Consider the following 22213-nt stretch of genomic DNA (forward strand, 5'->3'; position numbering starts at 1 on the left):
TGCAATCGGTTGTATCAAAATCAATCCTTCTACATTTATAGCAACCGAATTCTTTACCTGAAGCAATTACAAAAAAATAATACAATACAACGTTACCACGTTCTAAAACCTAATACTAAAGTGCTGTGCAACCTTTTGTTCTTTTCGAAAAAATACGATGCCAATAAAAAACAGGTCAATTGTAAGTGTTACTGAAGCATGTTGTTTTATAGATGTCCAGGCGTCTTCCATTCCCTCACTCCAGTGAATATCATCAAACACAAAGACTGAGTTTTCTGAAGCTTTTGAAAGCAGTTGCTCAAAGTACCGAACAGTAGGTTCCCTGCGATGGTTGCCGTCGATAAATGCAAAGTCTACTTTATTGATTTTATCCAGAAGAGGTTGCAAAGTGTCATCAAAGCTTCCTTCTACAACTTGTATATTTTCTAATGAAAGCTTTTTAAAATTTTGCTTTGCTACCTCTGCCACTTGCCTTGCGCCTTCCAGGGTATACACCTGTCCTTTCAAATTTGCGGAAGCAAGATAACCGGTAGTTATGCCGAGTGATGTTCCTAATTCAACAATTGTGTTCGCCTTGTAATAATCAACCATTCGAAACATCAACTGCCCATATTTCTTATGTTTTAAAGCAGAGCCGGCTATGTTTTTTACTTTCCGTTCGTTGCTCTTTGTAACTGCGGAACCGGCGCCAAAATCTTCAATTGTAAGTTGCCGGTTATCAGATATCAAATCCTGCCGTAGTGTTTCCAGTTCCTCGTATGCATAAAAGGTGCGACGATCGTTTAGAACATTTGTAATGAAATTAAAAACAAATGGAGAATGCACACCGTGGCCCTTTCCATTTGAAGCAGTAAAATAATAAGAGAGGTATTTTGTAGCTAGTTTAAGGGCAGAATACATGGAACATTGGTTTCGAAATTGAGGTTAATTGAACGAGCAGTATGAGTGGCTTGTTTGTATTTTTCTTCGGGTCTATTATTTCTTTTCCCACACTTCAAGTGAATAATTGAATTTATGTTTTATATCGGCCGGGCAGTCTCTTTTCGAAACAAGTTTCCATTTCTTTTCATCGATCTCCGGAAAAAAAGCATCTCCATCGATAATTGTATGAATTCGGGTCATGTATATTCGGTCGGCTTTTTTTATGGTGTCTTTAAATATTTCACCGCCTCCAATTACGAAGACTTCTTTGCAATCAGCGTCTTTAGCTACAAAAACTGCATCGCTCCAATTATTAACTACAACGGCATCTTTGGGCTTGTAGTTCGGTTGCCTTGTAATTACAATGTTTGTTCTTCCTGCCAGAGATTCGCTCATTGACTCAAAGGTCTTTCTTCCCATAATAACAGGCATACCCCAGGTGGTATTTTTAAAATACCTCATATCGTTAGGCAAACGCCAGGGCAGATCGTTGTTTTTACCAATCACATTATTTGAAGTAGCAGCTACTATAAGAGATACTATCATGGAATTTTTTTTACTGCAAGCTGTTAGCCTCAAGCTTCGAGCTTCCGGTTTTTGACTATTATTTTTAATATTCGAACTTGCCCCCAATTACAAGCAAGTTGCTATTGCCTTGCAATTTTCAGCTTCCGATTTCCTCCTTCTTCTACACTGCTACCTCAGCTTTTATAGGTGGATGATGTTGGTAATTTTCTAAGGCAAAATCTTCAAATGTAAAACCGAAAATATCTTTTACGTTGGGATTGATTTTAATGGTAGGTAGGGTATAAGGTGTTCTTGTCAGTTGCAATTTTACCTGCTCTATGTGGTTGTTGTAAATATGAACATCGCCGAAAGTATGAATAAAATCTCCGCAGTCAAGATCACAAACATTTGCAATCATCATGGTAAGTAAAGCGTAAGAGGCAATATTAAAAGGAACTCCCAAAAATACGTCGGCACTCCTTTGATATAACTGGCAGGAAAGTTTACCTCTTTTTTCGCCTTTTTCTACATTAGCCGGAACAACATAAAATTGAAAAAGTGCATGACAGGGCATTAACGCCATTTCCGACAATTCTCCAACATTCCATGCACTTACAATCATTCTGCGACTGTGAGGGTTATTTTTAATCTGTTGAACAACATCTGTAATCTGGTCAATTACTTTGCCGTCGGCGCCTTCCCAACTTCTCCATTGCTTGCCGTAAACAGGGCCAAGGTTTCCACTTTCGTCGGCCCATTCATTCCAGATCCTCACACCGTTATCATTCAGGTACTTAATATTTGTGTCACCATTCAGAAACCAGAGCAGCTCATAAACAATACTTTTTAAATGAAGCTTTTTTGTTGTTACCATCGGAAAGCCTTGCGAAAGGTCGAAACGCATTTGATAGCCGAAAACGCTGATTGTTCCTGTACCGGTTCGGTCTGTTTTTGTTACACCCTTATCCAGAATATGCTGAAGAAGTTGCTGATACTGTTGCATAGGAGCGCAAATTACCGATAGCTATCGTAAATGGGAAGGAGATTAGTGCGATGGGGAGAAATGCAATCAATTGTGGAAAAAAGCCCCATCTTGCTTTAAAAGATGAACGTATTGCGACGCAACAATGATTACCGAGGGGCAAATGTTGGACACAAAAAAAATCACTTTTGCTTTCTTCGGTTCAATTCTTTTTTTATTAATGTTAGTTCTCTTCCCGTTTGTCCGCTAACACTGCTATTTTCCTGGGCACGCCTCATCAGGTATGGGATGACGTCGGTTATAGGTCCAAAAGGCAGGTACTTACTTACTGATAAACCTGCTTTTGCAAGATTGAAAGTGATATGATCGCTCATACCGTAAAGCTGTGAAAAATGGATATGAGGATGTGTGAACGGGATGCCTTTTTCCTCTATAAGCGCTACGGCTGTTAAATTGCTTTTCTCGTTGTGTGTAGCAACTATACACGCTACATTGTTGATGTTGGAAATACAAAAGTCTACAGCTGCATCGTAATCTGCGTCTGTGCTTTGCTTGTCTGGTTGTATAGGTGATCGCACCCCTTTTAATGCGGCACGCGATCTTTCCTTTTCCATGTAAGCGCCTCGCACCAACTTAACTGCGAGTTTAAATTTTTGTTGTTGTGCTATGCGATAAGATAGCTTCAGAAAATCTAACCTATCGTGCCTGTATAACTGGATAGTGTTATAAACGATGGCTTTTTCCTTGTTGAAAATTTCCATCATTTCAATCGTTAGCCGGTCTACAGGGTCTTGTATCCAGCTTTCTTCTGCGTCCACCAACACACCTATGTTTTTCTCTGCTGCCACACTACATATACGAAACATTCTATCCCGTACCCGCTGCCATTCATCTATCTCTGCTTCATTGTCATGTATTCCTGATCGCAGCCGCGGAGCCCCATGAAGTCGCTCAAGTAATTTAAAACGAGCAAAGCCTGTAACTTTTATACTGATGTAGGGAATGTTGTCTTTGGTGGCGGCATAATTTATAACTCTAATAAATTCTTCTGTAGCCTGGTCAAAATCAGCTTCACCTTGTTTGCCTTCTATACCATAATCCAGAATGACATCTACTCCAAATTTTTTCAGAACATCTCCAACAGCGCCTGTTTCTTCAAGGGTTTCGCCACCTACAAATTGCTTAAAAATTGTTTTACGTATTAAGCCGCGAACAGGTAAGCCGGTCTTCATTGCAAATGGCGTAAGCCTTACACCTGCCTCTACTACCCACTGAAAACCCATTGACGAAAAAAGAAAACGAGCATTTTTCAGCTCCTTGTCCGTTTTATATGCAAAGGCATTTTCGCTATTGTCAAATGAGATGTTCATAGAATTACGTGCAATTTCGCAACGAATATCGGTAGAGCTTGCAGAAGTAAAAAATATCGAAGTCAAAAGCCGCTTTTGTTTTTACAACACAATCACTATAAAATATTGTTACTGCCGGTACTATTGTTGTTTTGTTAGTAATAAAACGTGGTTGACTAGAAGTTTGTTGTATAAGCAGGGTGGCTTTTAGATGGTAAATTTGTTTTGAAAATTGGTAAAACTGAAAGTCGTAGCAATTGCCGTTAGACCTCTTTGTAAGAATATTGTCGCCGCGATTTTGTTTTTAAGTCCTTTAGAGGTTTCAGGTTTACCTTCGCGAAAATTGTTTTAATGGAAGGAAGGAAAGCAAGTGAAAGTTTCATTATAATGAACGAACTGGTATTACCGAATGACACAAACACTTTCGGAAATCTAATGGGAGGACGACTAATGTACTGGATGGATATCGCCGCCAGTATGTCTTCGGCGAAACATTGCAACTTTCCCTGCATGACTGCAAGTGTAGATAACCTTAGTTTTAAGAACCCGATAAAGCTGGGAAACGTGGTTCACATAGAAGCCAAGATTACCAGGGCATTTAATACATCGATGGAAATTTATCTTAAAGTTTGGGGCGAAGATATTTTGAGTCAATACCAGTATGAGAGCAACGAAGCTTACTTTACTTTTGTGGCCCTTGACCCAACTGGTAAACCAAGATCGGTACCTCAGGTAATTACAGAAACAGAGCAGGAGAAACAGTTGTTTGATGGAGCACTACGAAGAAGGCAACTAAGATTGATACTAAGTGGAAAAATGAAGCCAGACGATGCCAACGAATTGAAGGCTCTTTTTATTAAACAGTAGATTGAAGTATGTGAATTTTAAAAGAGCTGCTGTTGCTACTCTCTAAAATTTTGCGCTGCTAAATTTTTTTTGTGGGTATCAGCAGCGTTACTTTCTGCAACTTTGGTTGTGTCACTCTCTTGTACATTTTGTTGTTAATGCAGCAGCCTTACTTCTCAATTTTGCTAACGTTTATCAAATCTCCAGGTATTCCGGAGCATTTACCTTTCTCTCTGGCACCGTGGTTTCGAGCTCCTGGTGATATACGCCGCTGGGAAGAATACCGCAGCCACCGTATTTTTTCATCACTCTTAACTGCGCCAACACATCCTCGCCGCAATGTTTATCTGGCAATTCTTTCCAGAAAGAAAAACCTCCGATCTCCCTTAACTTATCAGTGTCATACATAACACAACCCCCAACCCATGCTATTTTGTAAGGAATAGGATTGTCAGGAGTGGCGTTGAACTTCTGTTCAACGTGGTAAATATTAGCGGCGTTATGAACTCTGTATCTTTCCCATTCGCTGCTTTTTGGAATAATTGTTTCGGGAGTTATTTCTCCCTGCCAGAATTCTATCTCCTGTTGGTGCGGCCGTACATCGTCTTTATAGCTTAGGCCTATCACTGCACAGCCAACAAAACCTATGGCTTGCTTTTTCAACACCTGTTTCATGTTCTTAACCACATAAGAATCAAGAACCAGGTCATCGTCGAGGAATAGGCTGTATTTCGAGTTGGAATTGTCGAGCAAAAACTGCCTTTGTTGAGCCATCCCTTTTGGTGGAAGGTTTTTGAGAATGGAGACAGGGCAGCCTTTTAATTGAAGTAATCGCTTTATGGTCTGTAACGTTGCGTCTTTTTCCAGAGCATCGTCGCCCGATTGGTCTGCTATAACAATGTTGAAGCTGGTTTCTGACTGATAGTAGAGGCTTGTTAGCGTAACAGCCAGCGCTTTTACTCTTTTATATGTTGGTATTAGAATAGTAATATCCATAACCGAAATGAGATAAATTTTAAAAATAATTTTTAAACATGCTCCAAAACACTGCGCCTTTTAGTAATAAAAACTAAAGATGCAAGTTGCTGTGCCGATGAAAGTAATGCGACGCAACAATGATGCTATGAAAGGTGCTGGTTGTAACAAAAAGAGAAACTTTCTGCCACCTTACTTTTAATTCAAACTGTTTTGTTTTACAAAAATTTGATTCACTCCAAAGTCGTAAGCCTTTATACCTGGGCGTTAACATAGAGGATGACCAAAAAACCAAAAGGAACGTGGTAAACTTTGTCGCCTTGTGTTTAAGTAATTTCTCTTTTAATTCAAGTCCATCCTTTTTTTTTGACAGGTTAACATCAGAAATAATAAGAAAGGGCGGCATCTTTTCTGAGTCTAAAAGCTACAGAAGCTTCTTCGCCGCTTTTGAAAAAGATTAATTCGTTTTTATAGTTCAACTTCTTCCAGACGTCCTCTATAGAATACGGATCATCAGAATTGTCATCTACTATTAAAATGGGTTGTGTATTTGATAACATTAATTAGCGCCTTAATTCAAATGCGCTTTAGAAAGGTCTTTAGTTGATACCTCAATATCAACCTCGTGATTAATGTCGCGAATTTTATTAATAATGTGAGTAGTTGAATGTTCTTCTATATAAGGAACAATTTTTACCTCGCATCCAAGCTTTTTTAGCAGAGGCGCTTCCGGTATAGATGTCTCTGTATAGTTGCCACCTTTCACAAACACATCAGGATGCACTTCCTTGATCAACTCGGCCGGGCTTTCATTTTCAAAGGCAATTAAATAATCAACGCTTTGAAAGCCGGCCAAAACTGTGATCCGGTCTTCTAGATTGTTGATAGGTCTTTCTGATCCTTTTAACTTTCTAATACTATTGTCGTTGTTTACGCCCACAATTAAAATATCACCTGCTTCACGGGCTTTGTTTAGTAAAGCAATGTGCCCCTTGTGAATGATATCGAAACAACCGTTTGTAAAAACGATTTTTTTGCCCTGCTTTTTCAATTCCTTCAAAATTTCCAACAGTTGACCCGTTTGTGTAATGTACTTGGGTACGGCTGTGAAGTAAGCTTTCAATTCAATATTTGAACAACCTGCCGTACCTTCTTTCTGCACTACAACAGCCGCTGCAGCAGCAGCAATTTGTACTGCAACTTCACCCTTCACCTTTGATGCAAGCGATAAGGTCATAGCACTAATAAATGTATCACCAGCGCCAATAGCTTTTTTATGATCTTGAGGTACAGCTAAAATTCTATAGGGCGATTTTCCTTTTTCGAGAAATAAAACGCCGTCTACATCTAGTGTAACGGCCACTTTGTTTGCACCTGTTATTTCGTGAAGTTTTCTGCTGTACTCCTGTATTTGATCTGCCCGGTTGTAGTTGGCTTTCTCTATTTGTAACAGCTTGATTGTTTCTTCGTAATTAGGTTTAACTGCATCAGGTTTTAACGATTTAAACCTGCTTAGGTCTCTTGCATCTGCCACCAGTATTTTTGGTTCAACGGCAAGTAATTCTTTTAATCCATTAACTATTCCGCAAGTGATAACACCGAAACCATAATCTGAAACGATGATGGCATCTATAGTTGGATATAATCCGGCGACGTGTTGCAACATGTCCTTTTCGCACATCTGGCTGATAGGAGAGGTAGTGCCTTCATCAATCCGCATTAATTGATGCGAGGCAGAGGTGATTCTTTTTTTCGCAATAGTTACCCGTCCTTTATCACGAAGAATATAATCGGTACGTACTTTATGTTTTTTCAGCACATCCATTAATTCACGCGAACTGGAGTCTCTACCAACAACCGTAAGAAAGTAAGTTTCTGCACCTAGTGCCGCAACGTTGATGGCAGTATTGGCAGCTCCACCGCACTGGTGTTCCTGTTCATCCACATTAAACACCAACACGGGAGCTTCGCGACTAACCCTGTCAGGAGCGCCCTTAACATAAGTGTCTAATATAGCATCGCCAATTACCAGAACTTTCATGTTTTTAAAGTTCTCAATAACGTCGCTTAGTTTTTCTTTCATAATTAAAAGGTTTAAGGTGTAGGGTTTAAGGTTTAAGGCAAAGACCGTCTACTCTACACCTTATGCCGTACACCTACACCTGTCTTCTACGGCCACGAAGTCTCTGTCATCGGCACCACCATCACTTCAGGTATAACAGAAGTTGCGGGCATACATAACACAAACTTCACAGTATCTGCCACTTCTTTAGGATCCTGCAATACTTCTAATGGTGTATCGGGGAAACGCTCCAAAATAAAAGGGGTTTGCATACCGCCGGCAACCACTGCAGTTACTTTTATTTTATCTTTTCTAAGTTCTGCATGTAATGCGTGGCTAAGGCCCAACAGGCCCCATTTGCTTGCATGGTAAGCCGATGCATTTGGCCAGGCTCTTTTAGATGCAGTAGATGCAATGTTTACAATATGGCCTGCACCATTTGATTTAAAATGAGCATAAATGGCTTTTGACACGTTAAACGGACCAACAAGGTTTACATCAATTACCTGTTGAAACTGGTTGTTGCTAATTTCGTCTATCGCCAGGGTGTAATCGATACCTGCATTGTTTATAACTGCGTCTATTCTTCCGTGTTTTTCAATGATTTGGTTAATCACCTGCTCCACATTATTTACATCAGCCACGTTCATTTGGTACCCTTGTATTTGTCCACCTGTACCCTTGATTTCGTCTGTTATTTTCGTCAGGTTTTCAGGTTTAATATCTACCGGTATCACGGTTGCTCCATCTGCTGCGAGCGATCTGCAAATTGCAGCACCTAATCCTTGTCCGCCACCTGTTACCAGTATGATTTTTCCATTTACTGTGCTCATAATTCTCTTTGAGTTGTTTGTTTTGTTTGTAAAATTTGTGTTTCTAAAATATTTCTAAGCAACCTTATATAACCGGTTCTTTTTAGCAGAAGCCTTATGAATGACTTTATCAAAAGTGGTCAACCAATCCTGCTTAAACCGTTCAATATTAAAATGCTCGTTTGCGTACGCTTGTGCACCTTTTCCCAATTCCTTAGCTTTTTCCGCGTTGTCTAAAAGCATTTGCATTTTCTCAATTAAAAAATCTACATCTGTATGTACATATCCTGAGTAATCGTTCTTAACTGTTACGACCATTTCAGTTGTGGCAAGGCCCACAACCGGCACGCCCGTCATCATTGCCTCACAAACCGAGAGGCCTAAACTTGTGTACCTAATAGGATTAAAAAAGAACCTGTATTTTGAAATAAATGATGCTAGTTCCCTGTTATTAATTTCGCCCAATCCACCTGCATCTTCTGAAAACATGCCCACTATATCCAAAGGAATTTTTTCGCTTACTTTTTTAAATACATCGTAACCCAATCTTCTTCCTCTTTTTACGATACCGTTGATCACTACAATTCCCTTACTTAGTTCGCCTGTGTATTGCACGCCTTTATCCACCATTACCCCATGATCAATTACAGCAGAGGGAGTTCGATTGTTATCCCACATCAGGTTATTAAAATGGGTTACATGCACCAATAACATGTTAGGGTCATCAACCACATGTTTTGTATCTGTAGGCACTTCACGAGGGGGGTCATGTTCCAGGTAAATCTTTGGCAGCGCCCTTTGCTCTTCGGTTAAAATATTGTATTGGTCTTCGAGGTAGTTCTTTTTCGATTGAAATAAAATGCAATCAAATTCAATGTTTTTCACATCTTCCGCAGGCACATCCACCACGTTGTCTCCCCACGGAAAACTAGGAGTCCTGCCGCCGTATCCTTCTTCTGTACTGTTTTTCTTGGGAAGGTAAAACGTGCAGGGAGTTTGTGTCAGGTAATACAAATAACTGCCGTGAATGTGCCATGTTAATACTCGTAATGGTTTCATGCCCCAGCCCTAAAGGGAGTTTAGTGATGTAATTAATTTTTTTTATTTAGTCTGTACTTAATCTTTATTCATCTTTTCTTGCGTCGCACACTTGTACTTTTTGTATCTGTATGCTTCTTTTGTTTGCGGCTTCTTTAAAAGCTCTTTATTCAATTGTTGTATTATGTTTATCTGCAATACTACTATTCGGCAGAAGCTTTAAGAATAAAACTTATCCTCAATTGTTAATACTTTTCATTGCAACATCACGAACACTGTTGGTATCGTTTGCTATTGCTTCTGGCGGCAATAACTGCTCAACTGCAGTAAGCACCTGTTCTATGGAAATGCCGCTAACAAAGGAAACCGGATGATCGCACACATCAGTCTTTGGTTCAAATGGATAAGGATCATTAGGCACAGTGCCGCAAATCGGGCACTCCATTTTCCACGAAATAAGGGGGCGGTGAATACTTCGTGTAAGCGGTCCCCAATTAATTAAGTTTGGAGCCCAGTAAAAACCAACAGTGGAAGTGTTAACGGCTCTTGCAAGGTGAAGCGGCCCCGTATCAGCAGAAATCATTAAAGCTGCCTTACTTAGTAACGCAGCCAGGCCGCCTAAACTAAAATCTCCACAGGCGTTAATGGCTGAATAGTTCGTGTTGTAAATAATGTCATCTACTATCTCCCTGTCTTCCGGTGCCCCTGTAAATACGACCTCAAAACTTCTTTGTCTTAATTCATCTGAAAGGCCGGCATAGTTTTCAAGAGGCCACATGCGACGGGTATCCATTGCAATAGGATGAAGAACAATAAAAGACTTGTTTTTAAGAATTGATAAAAAATCAGCAACCTCATTTTCGTCCTCCTGCAAAACATTAAGCTCAGGCTCTAAGGCTGTAGTAGTGGCACCTATAAGTTTCACTACTTCAAGAAACCTGACCACTTCGCTTTGATAATAATAATAGTCGATTGATCTATCCAGCTTTTCCGCTTTTTCGCATGTTAAGCCAGCCGTTAATTTGGCCCCGAATTGCTTAATAAACGGGTTAGCTGAAATTCCGTTTCCCTGGAAATTCAGAACGACATCAAATTGTTCCCGGCGCATTTGGTTTACAAAACCCTCCACTTCAATTGGATCTTCTGTTTGCCCGGTTTCATTTCGAATACCTTTTTTTACAGGAACTACAATAACCCTGTCAATGCCGCATCGGTCTTTAATCAAAAATTGTTGATGCCATGGTTTACCTAAAAGAACAATCTCGGCATCAGGATAAGTGCTGCGTAACGCTTTTATTGCAGGAAGTATAACGATGAAATCTCCTACAGCATTTGCTCTTAAAATCGCTATTTTTTGTATGTTTTTTAAGTGGCGGTCTGATTGCAGCATTTTCTTCTAATTCTTCGGTTTATCCTTTCATAACTCATTCATTATAAGAAAAATATTATGCCTTGCCACACCTGGCGTCACATGCAATTATTTATTGTTATTAAATATTAACTGTTAAAAAAATCGATTTTAGTAAAACGGTTTGTAGAGAAAATTTCTCGTTCTGTAATTTTTTCGTTAACCGTAAGTCTCGTTAATGTAGCTACTTCAGAATTTCTTTCTTCTGCTTGATTTTAAAAAAAATGTATTACTTCGCCCTTTTAAGGCATGGCTAAATTTTTTAACCAAACTCAAATTCTTAATACTATTTTTTTAATGAACGAAAATTCTGAAACAACGCTTTCTTCAACTGATACCACCGAAACACTTCCTTTTAAAGGTGTAATTTTTGATATGGATGGGACATTGTTGGATAGTACAAAAGCAGATTATAAAGCGTGGGAAAAGGTTTTTAATGATTACAACCAGGAACTTCCGTTTGAAAAATACGCCCCAATGTTGGGAGTTAAGAGTGCAGATGTGGTAAAAAACGAAATCGGTTTTCACGACGAACAGAATGTAAAAAGAATTCTAAAAGAGAAGTTTGATTATTTCGTCGAGTATATAAACGACCACCCGATACAACCTGTATTTGCTGCTGAAACTTTTTTAAAAAGCCTGGCTCAATATCCTATAAAAGTTGCTTTGGCTACCAGTTCCAGACAAGAAAAGATGCAGATGGTTTTAGAACAATTGAACTTTTTGCAGTATTTCGATGCAGTGGTTACCGGCAACGAGGTGACGAATGGTAAGCCAGCTCCTGACATTTTTCTTTTAGCAGCAGAAAGGCTTGGACTACATCCTGAAGATTGTTTGGTAATTGAAGATGCCCCCGTTGGCGTAGCGGCTGCTAAGAGTGCTAATATGATGTGTGTTGCCATTACTGAAACACATAACGCCGCCCAACTTGCTGGAGCTGACCTTATTATTGACACTTACGAACATCTTGATATGATAAAGATGGCCAAAAAGTTGAGAGCGGCTGTTGAATGAAAAATAGAAGAAAACTTCACCACAAAAATTTGAAACATGACAATAAAAAGCGTTTTTGATCACGCAACAGAAATTCCTAAAATTTATACGTGTTTTGGACCAAATGTAAATCCTCCTCTTTTTATAGATGGAGTTCCTGAAGAGGCAAAAAGCCTTGTTTTGATGTTTGAAGATTTGAATTCTGCACCCTTATGGACGCATTGGATGTTGTTTAATATACCTGTTACAACAACTGAAATCAAGGAAGGGTCAGTTCCGGAAGGTGCTGTTGAGGGATTAGCAAATAATCATACGCACGGTTACGAAGGACCTTGCCCAAAATATTTTGAAGGAATTCATCATTACCGTTACAGGCTATTTGCTCTTGATACCGAATTAGATTTACCCGCGGCGACAGAAAGGGAAGTAGTTGAACAACAGATGGAAGGACATGTAGTTGCCAAAGCAGATCTTGAAGGTATCTGTAACTCTAATTCACCAATGTTTAAATAGTTTATACTAAATAAAGGCGAGCTTTTAGTGCTCGCAAAAGGCCAAAGTATCGCAGTAGGATTGCAGCGACACTTTGGCCTTTTTTATTTTAAAAATCTATTTCATCCTGGGTTTTTAAATAAAAAGTAAACAAAAGTGAAAGAAGAACTTTCGGGGACCTCCTTAGGCGCTATAAACTACAGTCCTAATAATTTTACAGCCAAAACTTGCGATGTTAAATGCAATGCAATAGAGGATAAATGAAGAAAGAAACGGCTGACAGCTTCGTTGAATTTACCTGCTGTTTGTTCTTCTTCCATTGCCATACAAAAGGACGAATTAAAGCTATCAGGATAGAAACAGGAAAAAGGAAGAAAACAATTATCGGTGGAAATTATAAAATGTTCACTATTTGCAGGAACTAATAATTAAATGCTAAAAGTTAATCCGGCTATTACGCTAGTACAGCTTTTTTTACAAAAGAATTAAAAATCATACAGCGGTTTTCAAAGAAGATGCTTCAAACGAATGGTTCCCCAGGCAGCTATCCTTCTCATACATTCATTTACGTAGAAAACTACTATGCTAAAAGAGCTTTTTGTAATGTTAGAGTGCCTCCACATTTTTTGGTTTGTTAATACTAAAGTCATCTACAACTGAAGCTGAAGTTGATGAAAGGTTTGCACATAAAGTGATTGCGACGCAACGATGTTGCTATGAAAAGCGATTGCGGGTATTAAAACCGGTTATATAATATTATTTATTACTATGGTCTGAAATATGAATTACCAGACGTTGATGATTAAGAAAATTGCAGTATTAAGAGCGAATGCGCTGGGAGATTATGTTTTTGTTCTACCTGCTTTGCAAGCCCTCCGCGAAACATTCCCCGATGCAGAAATAGTACTACTGGGAAGACAATGGCACAAAGAATACCTGGCTTCGCGGCCAGGGCCGGTAGATAGAGTTGTAGTGGTTCCGCTATACCCGGGAATCAGCGAAAGAGAAGGTTATGTACCTGATGAAGAAGTGTTATCTAACTTTTTTGCAGAGATGCAGCGCGAGGGGTTCGATTTGGCTTTCCAGTTACATGGGGGTGGGCGTAACTCTAATCCATTCTTGTTGAGGCTTTGCGCTAAAACAACTATTGGTCTTAAGACTCCCGATGCCGCTTTGCTTGATATAAACGTTCCTTATGTGTATTATTTTAATGAGACCATGAGATACCTGGAAGTGGTAGGTAGGGTAGGAGCGAAAACGAAAGACATACAACCACATATTGCAGTAACTGAAGAAGATATTCGTGAAGCGAGGTCAGTGATTAACGACGCTCGCCAAAAACCTATCGCAATCATTCACCCTGGCGCTAGTGATGTACGCAGACGGTGGCCCGGCAGCAGCTTTGCAGAAGTAGGAGACTATCTTACAGAACGTGGCTTTCATGTTTGTATAACCGGCCTTGCCTGGGAGAGGGAAATTGTAGATGCGGTAATAAACAACATGGTGTATAGAGACGCCGTTCAGGATTTATCAGATAAACTATCATTAGGTGGAACGACGGGACTATTGTCTTTTTCTGATATCATTATTTCAAACGATACAGGTCCTTTGCACGTTGCAAGGGCTTTACAAATACCCTCCATCGGAATATTTTGGTGCGCCAATATTATTAATGCAGCACCAATGACAACAACCCTAAACCGTAATCTTTTATCCTGGACATTAGACTGCCCCTCGTGTGGATTATCGTCTTTTAAGTTTAATGAAACCGAAAGCACTTGCGAACACAATAGGTCTATGGTTGCGGGTGTAACTGTCGTTGAAGTGAAGGAGGCTATCAATGAAGTATTAGACGTGGCGCTTTCGGTGCAAATGAATGTAGCATAACACGAAGTACGAAGCGTAGAAATATGTAAAATTGGCTTCTTTTGTTTCGCTTGTTTTTATTTTTTGCATTTCATTAAACCAGCTACTATTACCTTTGTTTAACAATTTTGTCAAACAATACTGTAAATGTCAGTTAAAGACGGTAAAACAGAGCAATTAATTAAGGAGACGGCTAAGCGTATTTTTTTAACGGAAGGGAAAATGCTGGCTACTACCCAGGACATTGCTGATGCTGCGGGTGTCAACCGCACTTTACTGCATTATTATTTCAGGTCGCGGGATGTGTTGTTCAATATGGTTTTTAAAGAGGCGCTGACAAAATTGAGAACGCGTGTGCATGAAGTGCTTGGCTCAGAGATGCCGTTTAAACAAAAGGTTGAAAACCTGGTAAATGTCTTTTACGAAGAATTGACAGAGTCGCCTTATCTCGAAACTTTTATCGCTCTTCACCTGAACCAGGAGCCTGAAAAATACGAGGAGCTGTTTATTGCTCTTCCGGGCGGCAGGGAGCGGATGAAGAACTTTTTAAAAGAGATTCAGCGGGAGATGGACAAAGGAACCATAGCAGAAAATAAACCTGTGAATTTTTTTATTAACCTGTTCGCATTAATGGCTTATCCTTTTGTAGCACGACCTATTTATTTAAAAATGTTTGATTTAACTAATGCTGGTTATAATAAGCTTTTAACGGAGCGAAAAAGCAGCATTTTGTCAACCCTGTTTAAGAACTAAGGGCATATTTTTTTAATGTTATAATGCGAGAGTTTGTCATACTGCGCGAAAATCTATTGTAAACAGAACTGAGATAAGTTAATTAATTATTATGAGAAGAAGCGTTCAACTTGGTGGGTTTCCATTATTATCCATACTCATGTTTTTTGTTGGGTGTGGAGGCGGCAAAGATCAAAAAGCCGGAGTTGCAGGCGCACCAGGAGGTGCACAGGCAAACCAGGTAAAAGACTATCCTGTTCTTACCATTTCTCAACATACTACCACACTGTTTTCAGATTTTCCTGCCACTATACAGGGGCAGCAAAATATAGAGATACGTCCGAAAATTGACGGGTACATAGAAACCATATATGTTGATGAAGGTGCAACCGTAAGAAGGGGGCAACGTCTTTTTCGCATAAGTGCGCCTCAATACGAGCAGGAAGTAAGAACTGCGCAGGCCGACATTAAAATAGCTCAGGCAGAGGTAAACGCTGCACAAATGCAGGTAAACAAAGTTCGTCCGCTGGTAGAAAAGAATATTATTAGTCGTTTTGAACTTGAGTCAGCTCAATACAGTCTTCAATCACGACAAGCGGCATTGGCTCAGGCAAGAGCAAGGTTAGCAAATGCCAGAACCAACCTGGGCTACACTTCTGTTACCAGCCCGGTGAATGGAGTGGTAGGAACTATTCCCTATAAAATAGGAAGTCTTGTTAACAGTAATACTACACAACCTCTTACAACAGTTTCAAATATTGGGAATATTTACGCTTATTTTTCTGTGAATGAAAAACAGTCACTTGAGTTTAATAAAAATAACAAAGGAGCGACCATTCAGGCCCGATTAAAAAATATTCCTCCTGTGACGCTTCTTCTTTCAAACACAACAGAATTTCCTCAAAAAGGTCGGGTAGAGACAGCTAGTGGTTTAATCAATACCGAGACAGGTTCTGTAAGTGTACGGGCTGTATTTGCTAATCCGGGTAACGTTATTCGTAGTGGAAGTAGCGGCGTTATTCGTATTCCAAGAACTGTTGATAGTGCCATTCTTGTTCCGCAGAAAGCGACTTACGAAATACAGGGGAAGAAGTTTGTTTATATAGTGGAAAGTACAGGAACGGTAAGGAGTGCTGAAATTGAAGTATTGGATAATAATAATGGACGATTTTTCGTGGTAACAAAAGGACTAAACGCCGGAGAAAAGATAGTTTTAGAAGGTGTGGCGACATTAAAAGAAGGTGCCGCCATTAAATCAAGACCAATAAATACAGATAGCGTTTACCAGCAGATACTGTAGTGAAATGGTGAAAATAAAGACCATAAGAATTTTATTAACGAGTTCTTAGTTAAGAGTAGAAATTATGTTTAAAAAATTTATTGAAAGGCCGGTTCTCTCAACGGTGATATCGGTTTTGATAGTGATCCTTGGTGTTCTTGGCTTAACCTCACTTCCTATCTCACAATATCCCGATATTGCTCCACCAACGGTACAGGTGTCAGCTTCCTACCAGGGAGCAAATGCGGATGTGGTGTTAAACAGTGTCATTATTCCTTTAGAAGAACAAATCAATGGCGTGGAAGACATGACCTACATGACTTCCACGGCCGGCAACGATGGTACGGCTAACATTACCATTAATTTTAAGCTGGGTACTAACCCGGATCTTGCTGCAGTAAACGTACAGAACCGGGTGGCGCGTGCTACCAGTTTATTGCCGCAGGAAGTAACTCGCGCAGGTGTGACTACCGCTAAACGTCAAAGCAGTAACCTTGTCATTTTCGCGTTGTACAGTGATAACCCGGCCTACGACCAAACGTTTCTTCAAAACTATGCAAGCATCAACCTTGTGCCGCAGATTAAGCGTATACCCGGTGTTGGTGATGCCAGTGCTTTTGGCCAGATGGAATATTCGATGCGGATATGGTTAAAGCCTGATGTTATGGCGTCTTATGGGCTTATACCTTCTGATATCAGTACTGCCCTTGCCGAACAAAACGTAGAGGCTGCACCAGGACAATTTGGGGAGCAGGGAGGACAATCATTTCAATATGTTATTAAGTATACCGGCCGTTTGAAGAGTCCAAATGAGTTTGGAGATATTTTGGTGCGCTCGGTTGGAAACGGCCAGATACTGCGTTTAAGAGATATAGCCCGTTTAGAAATGGGTGCACTTAACTATTCCAGTACAACGCGTACCAACGGTAAACCTTCTGTAGGGGTGGCCATTAGCCAGACAGCCGGCTCTAACGCAAAAGAGGTAATAGAAGGAAGTTTAAAGGTGTTGGAAGAAGCTTCCAAAACTTTTCCTCCCGGCATTCAGCAAGTTAACCTGATAAATGCCAACGACTTTCTTGATGCCTCTATCGAAAAAGTAATTCACACACTGATAGAAGCGTTTGTATTGGTGTTTATAGTAGTATTCGTATTCCTGCAGGATGTTCGTTCTACGCTTATACCTGCAATTGCGGTACCTGTTGCAATTGTAGGCACCTTTTTCTTTTTGAGCTTATTTGGGTTCACCATCAACTTGCTTACACTATTCGCATTGGTTCTTGCCATTGGAATTGTGGTAGATGACGCTATTGTGGTTGTAGAAGCGGTACATGCAAAACTTGATGAAGGGTATACATCGGCTAAAACGGCAACGATAGATGCGATGGGCGAAATATCGGGCGCCATCATTTCAATTACACTGGTAATGGCAGCGGTATTTGTACCGGTAAGTTTTATTACGGGGTCTGCAGGTGTATTTTATAAGCAGTTCGGTCTTACACTCGCTATTGCTATTATTCTTTCAGCGGTAAACGCCCTTACGCTTAGCCCCGCCCTATGCGCTATATTTCTAAAGCCTCACAAAGAAGAAGGTCATCATAAAAAGAAAAACTTCCTACAACGTTTTTATGGTGCTTTCAACACTGCCTTTGAGGTAACTACAAAAAAGTACCGAAAGTCTGTCTCGTTTCTCATAAAGAGAAAATGGGTAGCAATTGCAGGAATAGCTGCATTCGCAGGAGTATTTTATTGGTTGATGGAAACTACACCGACAGCCTTTGTTCCTAATGAAGATATGGGGGGTGTGATGAGCGATATTGCATTGCCGCCGGGAGCATCGTTAGAACGTACAGAGGAAGTAACTAAAGAGATTGAAAAGATCGCCAGAACCATTCCGGAAGTAGAAAACATATTACGTATTACCGGAAGAGGTATGATAAGCGGTGTGGGTAGTAACTATGGTATGGTGATCATGCGTCTGAAACCCTGGGCCGAGCGCGGTGGTAAGGGGCAGGATGTGCAGGCGATAATTGGAAGAATGTTTGGTAAAACTGCCGGTATACGCGATGCGCGTATCATTTTTTTTGCTCCTCCAACCATACAGGGTTTTGGCACAAGTGGCGGATTTGAATTTCAGTTGCAGGATAGAAGCGGTGGCGATATAGCAAAGTTTTCAAAAATTTCTACAGACTTTTTAACTGCATTGGGACAGCGTCCCGAGATACAGTACGCTTCTACCTCCTTTAATCCAAACTTTCCTCAGTACCAGCTTAATGTAAATGTGGCCAGGGTTAAGGAAGCTGGTTTAATGGTGAACGATATTCTAAGCACCATGCAGGGTTATTATGGCGGTGTTTATGCCTCTAACTTCAACCAGTTTGGTAAGCAGTACCGGGTTATGTACCAGGCAGAGCCAGGTTTTAGGGCAAACCCCAAAAGCCTTAATAATGTTTATGTAAGAAATGCAGGCGGAACCATGGCGCCAATTAGTGAATTTATAACACTCCAGAGGGTATATGGCCCACAGGCAATTACCAGGTTTAACCTCTTTACGTCTATTGGTGTTACAGGTTCACCTAACCCTGGGTTTAGTTCAGGTGATGCCATTAAAGCTGTAACGGAAGTTGCTGCCCAAATTCTTCCTGCCGGTTATGGGTACGAGTTTTCAGGTATGACAAGAGAGGAGCTTTCTGCAGGCGGACAAACCGTATTCATCTTTATGCTGGTACTCATCTTTGTTTACTTCCTTTTGAGTGCGCAGTACGAGAGTTACATTCTGCCGTTTGCAGTATTATTTTCGCTGCCAATCGGACTTGCAGGGGCATTTATCTTTGCATCGTTGTTTGGTATTACCAACAATATTTATGTACAGATAACGCTGATCATGTTGGTGGGACTGTTAGCCAAAAATGCCATCCTGATCGTAGAATTTGCAGTTGAACGAAGGCGGCAGGGAATGGCCATTGTTCAGGCAGCTTTGGAAGGTGCGCAAGCCCGTTTAAGACCAATCTTAATGACATCGTTTGCTTTTATTTTGGGCCTTGTTCCCCTTATGATGGCCTCTGGTGCGGGAGCTACTGGTAACCGTTCTATAGGGACTGGCGCTGTCGGCGGCATGTTGATAGGTACCGTGTTTGGAGTGTTTGTTATACCAGTGCTGTTTGTCATTTTCCAGTCGTTGCAGGAAAAAATCAGTGGCGAGCCCAAAAAAGAACCACTGTTAGAAGATGAAAAAATTACAGAACATAAAATGGAGCCGGCACATTAGTGCCTATCAGCCAGGTTAACCTTTAAGCAGTAAGGAATAGGTTTTTGGGTACAGGCGGCGTATCACTGGTCATCATCGTTGTGTCACTCCCTTGTACAGGTGAATTATATTGGGCAGGTAGCAGGCGTTAAAACACGAAAGAACATAGCGCCTGTTGGTCTCAATGCTACACCTTTTGTTGACTAATAAAAGATGATTAAAGCAGGTAAAGTACAAGTGTGCGACGCAAGAATGCCAAATAGCAGCAAAAAGGTTTGTTACAAAAAAAGAATAAAAAATAGAACAGGTAATTAAAGAATTATGAACAGAAAGCATATAGGGTACATTTTGTTTTTCTCTCTGTCCACGGTTCTCGTGACATCATGTAGAGTTACAAGAGTGTATGAAGCACCGGAATTAACTACAGCAGGTCTTTTTAGAGATTCTATATCTTCTGATACAAATAGTATTGCAAATCTTAAGTGGAGCCAGGTTTTTACTGATACCACTTTACAAAGATTAATAGGAGAAGGAATTGCAAACAATATTGACTTACAAACTGCCTATACCCGCATTCACCAAGCAGAAGCTTATTACCAGCAAAGCCGGGCTGCTTTTTTACCTACCCTGAACGGAAATGCGGGCATTACAAGATCTAAATTTAGTGCCGGCCAGGGATTTGGAGCAAGACCGTCGATAACATCTTTCCAACTGGGTACTTCTGCAAGTTGGGAAGCAGATATCTGGGGTAGACTGGGCAGCAGCAGAAGAGCGAACCTTGCCAACCTGTTACAATCAGAGGCTGCTGCAAGAGCGGTTCAAACCGGGGTGGTGGGCTCTATTGCAAACCTTTATTTTACCTTACTTGCATTGGATCAGCAACTGCAAATAACACAACAAACCGTTAGTAACTGGGACAGTACTGTTGCTACTATGCGGGCTTTGAAAGAGGCTGCCAGGGTAACAGAAGCTGCTGTTGTACAAAGTGAAGCACAGAGATATGCAGCAGAAGTAACTATTCCTGATCTTAAGCAAAGTATAAGGGAAACTGAAAATGCGATGAGCATTATTTTAGGTCACGCACCAACCGGCATTTCCCGCGGTAACCTTCTCGGGCAGGGCCAGTTACCAATGATGAATACGGGAGTGCCTGCGCAACTTTTAGCAAACCGACCCGACGTGCAACAGGCAGAATTTAGTTATAGAAATGCTTTTGAGTTAACTAATGTTGCCCGTGCTGCATTTTATCCTGCTTTGGTAATAAATGGTAATGCCGGCTTTGCAAGTCTTACTTTATTAGACGTTGTAAATCCATCTTCAATTGCTGCCAGCATTGGTGCTGGATTAGCGCAGCCTATTTTCAATCGTCGTTTAAACAGAACCAATCTTATTGTAGCCGAGGCGCAGCAGCAAGCGACTTTCTTAAATTTTAAAAATGCTTTATTAAATGCCGGGCAGGAAGTTTCTAACGCTATATCCCTAAACCAGGCTGCCCTGGAAAAGGTGAATATTCGTACGAACCAGATCAATGCATTGGAGCGGTCGGTTCAATATTCACAGGAATTATTACGAAACGGTTTTGCAACTTATACTGAAGTCATCCAGGCAAGACAGTCTCTATTACAAGCTGAATTAGGACGGGTTAATGACAGGTTGCAGCAATTTCAGTCAACTGTAGATCTTTATCGTTCGTTAGGTGGTGGGTGGAAATAGCTGGATTGGAATTTATCGGTAATAAAAAAGAGCATATTTATCGATATGCTCTTTTTTTATTTACAGTATTCGAACTTCTTATTGATAATTATATTCAATTCTTCCCAACATTTCTTTTTGTTTGTTAAAAACAACTTCTTTTTGTTTCATTCCATCCTCGTTATATAAATATTTCCAGACAAGGTAGTTTGCATTTCCTTTTTGGGTTTGGGTCATCTGAATAATACGTCCTTTAGTATCATATTCAAACATATAATCAGGCAGCATGGCTTTAGCCCTGGTATTGTATCGCACTACATCGGTTAACAGCTTTTTCGCATTGTAATAATAATAGTACGTTTCAGTTGTTTTGTTGTTTTTGGCCCATTTTTCTTCCGCTACATTATCCTGTTCATCAAAGATAAAATTGACCAAAGTTGTGTCCGAGTTGTTTCTAATCTTAATCATCTTTTCCGGTAGTCCTCTTTCATTGTAACTCCATCGGTGTATCTCTGAACTAGTAAATTTGCCATCAAAGTCTACACTACTTGTGTTTGTTGAAAGTAATTTGCCGGTATTATCATATTCATAGGTAACTGTGTTAATAGCGTTTCTACTGCTATCAACTGTTTTTACAACTTTATTGTTTTCATAATAGCTAATAAAAAAAGATTCAGTACTTCCTATAGTTGCAGAGCGCGTAATAATTTTTTGTCCACTATTGGCGATGGTTTGTTCTAACACAAAATCTTTAGATGGTTGATTACCCTCGAAGCTGGTTGCATTAATACGTTTATATTGAAAAGCTCTCAATAGCTTGTATTGTTGATTGGTTTGCCTGGTGCCAACTATGTCGAGATAATAATATTGCGCGTTTAGGCAAGTTGAGACAAAGAGAAGAAGGGAAACAAGTGAAAAGCTTTTCATCGGTAATTTTTGTTCTACTCAAAAATAAACGGTGAGATGTTAAGGAAAAAACATTGATTTTGACGAAACGTTTGAAGACTTCTTTTGT

The 22213-nt window shown here is 40.2% G+C and carries 20 protein-coding genes; 9 read left to right on the forward strand and 11 right to left on the reverse strand.

What is annotated here, in order from left to right; translation table 11 throughout:
- Positions 1–102: 102 nt before the first annotated feature.
- The 4 genes from JWR87_RS16715 to JWR87_RS16730 all read right to left on the reverse strand — a co-directional run bounded on the left by JWR87_RS16715 (position 103) and on the right by JWR87_RS16730 (position 3846).
- Positions 103–900: a class I SAM-dependent methyltransferase gene (locus tag JWR87_RS16715; RefSeq protein WP_297822262.1), complete on the reverse strand. Its 798-nt coding sequence runs from the start codon at positions 898–900 to the stop codon at positions 103–105.
- Positions 901–975: 75 nt separating this feature from the next.
- The gene (locus JWR87_RS16720) at positions 976–1467 is read right to left on the reverse strand and encodes a dihydrofolate reductase (RefSeq protein WP_297822264.1); all 492 of its coding nucleotides are present in this window, start codon (positions 1465–1467) and stop codon (positions 976–978) included.
- Positions 1468–1609: 142 nt separating this feature from the next.
- Positions 1610–2431, reverse strand: coding sequence for a thymidylate synthase (locus JWR87_RS16725; RefSeq protein WP_297822266.1), 822 nt, complete (start codon positions 2429–2431; stop codon positions 1610–1612).
- Positions 2432–2592: 161 nt separating this feature from the next.
- Complete coding sequence (locus JWR87_RS16730) at positions 2593–3846, reverse strand: proline dehydrogenase family protein (RefSeq protein ID WP_297822268.1); 1254 nt, start codon at positions 3844–3846, stop codon at positions 2593–2595.
- Positions 3847–4110: 264 nt separating this feature from the next.
- Here JWR87_RS16730 and JWR87_RS16735 point away from each other — a divergent pair, with 264 nt between their 5' ends.
- Positions 4111–4626, forward strand: a complete 516-nt coding sequence (locus JWR87_RS16735) for an acyl-CoA thioesterase (RefSeq protein ID WP_297822270.1) — start codon at positions 4111–4113, stop codon at positions 4624–4626.
- Positions 4627–4800: 174 nt separating this feature from the next.
- On the opposite strand, the gene JWR87_RS16740 is transcribed toward JWR87_RS16735, so the two are convergent.
- From JWR87_RS16740 to JWR87_RS16765, 6 genes are all read right to left on the reverse strand, one after another.
- Entirely contained in the window at positions 4801–5601 is an 801-nt protein-coding gene (locus JWR87_RS16740; protein ID WP_297822272.1) for a glycosyltransferase, read from the reverse strand.
- Between the two features lie 359 nt (positions 5602–5960).
- Complete coding sequence (locus JWR87_RS16745; RefSeq protein ID WP_297822275.1) at positions 5961–6140, reverse strand: hypothetical protein; 180 nt, start codon at positions 6138–6140, stop codon at positions 5961–5963.
- Between the two features lie 11 nt (positions 6141–6151).
- Positions 6152–7663, reverse strand: a complete 1512-nt coding sequence (gene rfaE2 / locus JWR87_RS16750) for a D-glycero-beta-D-manno-heptose 1-phosphate adenylyltransferase (protein WP_297822277.1) — start codon at positions 7661–7663, stop codon at positions 6152–6154.
- 86 nt (positions 7664–7749) lie between these two features.
- Entirely contained in the window at positions 7750–8475 is a 726-nt protein-coding gene (locus tag JWR87_RS16755) for an SDR family oxidoreductase (RefSeq protein WP_297822280.1), read from the reverse strand.
- Positions 8476–8529: 54 nt separating this feature from the next.
- Positions 8530–9513 carry a glycosyltransferase gene (locus JWR87_RS16760; RefSeq protein WP_297822282.1) on the reverse strand — a complete coding sequence of 328 codons (984 nt, stop codon included), beginning with the start codon at positions 9511–9513 and terminating at the stop codon, positions 8530–8532.
- Positions 9514–9730: 217 nt separating this feature from the next.
- On the reverse strand, positions 9731–10882 hold the full coding sequence (locus tag JWR87_RS16765; protein WP_297822284.1) for a glycosyltransferase family 9 protein: 1152 nt from the start codon (positions 10880–10882) through the stop codon (positions 9731–9733).
- 315 nt (positions 10883–11197) lie between these two features.
- Here JWR87_RS16765 and JWR87_RS16770 point away from each other — a divergent pair, with 315 nt between their 5' ends.
- The 8 genes from JWR87_RS16770 to JWR87_RS16805 all read left to right on the forward strand — a co-directional run bounded on the left by JWR87_RS16770 (position 11198) and on the right by JWR87_RS16805 (position 21219).
- Positions 11198–11914 carry an HAD family phosphatase gene (locus tag JWR87_RS16770; protein WP_297822287.1) on the forward strand — a complete coding sequence of 239 codons (717 nt, stop codon included), beginning with the start codon at positions 11198–11200 and terminating at the stop codon, positions 11912–11914.
- A 36-nt stretch (positions 11915–11950) separates the two neighbouring features.
- Entirely contained in the window at positions 11951–12406 is a 456-nt protein-coding gene (locus tag JWR87_RS16775) for a YbhB/YbcL family Raf kinase inhibitor-like protein (RefSeq protein WP_297822289.1), read from the forward strand.
- Between the two features lie 239 nt (positions 12407–12645).
- A complete protein-coding gene (locus JWR87_RS16780) occupies positions 12646–12810 on the forward strand; it encodes a hypothetical protein (protein ID WP_297822291.1) in 165 nt (54 codons plus the stop codon).
- A 373-nt stretch (positions 12811–13183) separates the two neighbouring features.
- A complete protein-coding gene (locus JWR87_RS16785; RefSeq protein ID WP_297822293.1) occupies positions 13184–14272 on the forward strand; it encodes a glycosyltransferase family 9 protein in 1089 nt (362 codons plus the stop codon).
- A 126-nt stretch (positions 14273–14398) separates the two neighbouring features.
- Complete coding sequence (locus tag JWR87_RS16790) at positions 14399–15004, forward strand: TetR/AcrR family transcriptional regulator (protein ID WP_297822295.1); 606 nt, start codon at positions 14399–14401, stop codon at positions 15002–15004.
- Positions 15005–15095: 91 nt separating this feature from the next.
- Positions 15096–16283 (forward strand): efflux RND transporter periplasmic adaptor subunit, encoded by a 1188-nt coding sequence (locus JWR87_RS16795; RefSeq protein WP_297822298.1) that lies wholly within the window; start codon positions 15096–15098, stop codon positions 16281–16283.
- Positions 16284–16347: 64 nt separating this feature from the next.
- Entirely contained in the window at positions 16348–19527 is a 3180-nt protein-coding gene (locus tag JWR87_RS16800) for an efflux RND transporter permease subunit (protein WP_297822300.1), read from the forward strand.
- 300 nt (positions 19528–19827) lie between these two features.
- Positions 19828–21219, forward strand: coding sequence for an efflux transporter outer membrane subunit (locus JWR87_RS16805; RefSeq protein WP_297822302.1), 1392 nt, complete (start codon positions 19828–19830; stop codon positions 21217–21219).
- A 78-nt stretch (positions 21220–21297) separates the two neighbouring features.
- Here JWR87_RS16805 and JWR87_RS16810 read toward each other — a convergent pair whose 3' ends face one another.
- A complete protein-coding gene (locus JWR87_RS16810; protein ID WP_297822304.1) occupies positions 21298–22125 on the reverse strand; it encodes a hypothetical protein in 828 nt (275 codons plus the stop codon).
- Between the last annotated feature and the right edge of the window lie 88 nt (positions 22126–22213).

Origin of the sequence: Segetibacter sp. (assembly GCF_025963695.1) — a bacterium.
In the GTDB taxonomy this organism is placed as follows: domain Bacteria; phylum Bacteroidota; class Bacteroidia; order Chitinophagales; family Chitinophagaceae; genus Segetibacter.

Bases quoted from the DNA above. Each gene is read 5' to 3' on its own strand.
- JWR87_RS16715 (WP_297822262.1), bottom strand. From the start codon at position 900: ATGTATTCTGCCCTTAAACTAGCTACAAAATACCTCTCTTATTATTTT.
- JWR87_RS16720 (WP_297822264.1), bottom strand. From the start codon at position 1,467: ATGATAGTATCTCTTATAGTAGCTGCTACTTCAAATAATGTGATTGGT.
- JWR87_RS16725 (WP_297822266.1), bottom strand. From the start codon at position 2,431: ATGCAACAGTATCAGCAACTTCTTCAGCATATTCTGGATAAGGGTGTA.
- JWR87_RS16735 (WP_297822270.1), top strand. From the start codon at position 4,111: ATGGAAGGAAGGAAAGCAAGTGAAAGTTTCATTATAATGAACGAACTG.
- JWR87_RS16740 (WP_297822272.1), bottom strand. From the start codon at position 5,601: ATGGATATTACTATTCTAATACCAACATATAAAAGAGTAAAAGCGCTG.
- JWR87_RS16745 (WP_297822275.1), bottom strand. From the start codon at position 6,140: ATGTTATCAAATACACAACCCATTTTAATAGTAGATGACAATTCTGAT.
- rfaE2 (WP_297822277.1), bottom strand. From the start codon at position 7,663: ATGAAAGAAAAACTAAGCGACGTTATTGAGAACTTTAAAAACATGAAA.
- JWR87_RS16755 (WP_297822280.1), bottom strand. From the start codon at position 8,475: ATGAGCACAGTAAATGGAAAAATCATACTGGTAACAGGTGGCGGACAA.
- JWR87_RS16760 (WP_297822282.1), bottom strand. From the start codon at position 9,513: ATGAAACCATTACGAGTATTAACATGGCACATTCACGGCAGTTATTTG.
- JWR87_RS16765 (WP_297822284.1), bottom strand. From the start codon at position 10,882: ATGCTGCAATCAGACCGCCACTTAAAAAACATACAAAAAATAGCGATT.
- JWR87_RS16770 (WP_297822287.1), top strand. From the start codon at position 11,198: ATGAACGAAAATTCTGAAACAACGCTTTCTTCAACTGATACCACCGAA.
- JWR87_RS16775 (WP_297822289.1), top strand. From the start codon at position 11,951: ATGACAATAAAAAGCGTTTTTGATCACGCAACAGAAATTCCTAAAATT.
- JWR87_RS16780 (WP_297822291.1), top strand. From the start codon at position 12,646: ATGAAGAAAGAAACGGCTGACAGCTTCGTTGAATTTACCTGCTGTTTG.
- JWR87_RS16785 (WP_297822293.1), top strand. From the start codon at position 13,184: ATGATTAAGAAAATTGCAGTATTAAGAGCGAATGCGCTGGGAGATTAT.
- JWR87_RS16790 (WP_297822295.1), top strand. From the start codon at position 14,399: ATGTCAGTTAAAGACGGTAAAACAGAGCAATTAATTAAGGAGACGGCT.
- JWR87_RS16795 (WP_297822298.1), top strand. From the start codon at position 15,096: ATGAGAAGAAGCGTTCAACTTGGTGGGTTTCCATTATTATCCATACTC.
- JWR87_RS16800 (WP_297822300.1), top strand. From the start codon at position 16,348: ATGTTTAAAAAATTTATTGAAAGGCCGGTTCTCTCAACGGTGATATCG.
- JWR87_RS16805 (WP_297822302.1), top strand. From the start codon at position 19,828: ATGAACAGAAAGCATATAGGGTACATTTTGTTTTTCTCTCTGTCCACG.
- JWR87_RS16810 (WP_297822304.1), bottom strand. From the start codon at position 22,125: ATGAAAAGCTTTTCACTTGTTTCCCTTCTTCTCTTTGTCTCAACTTGC.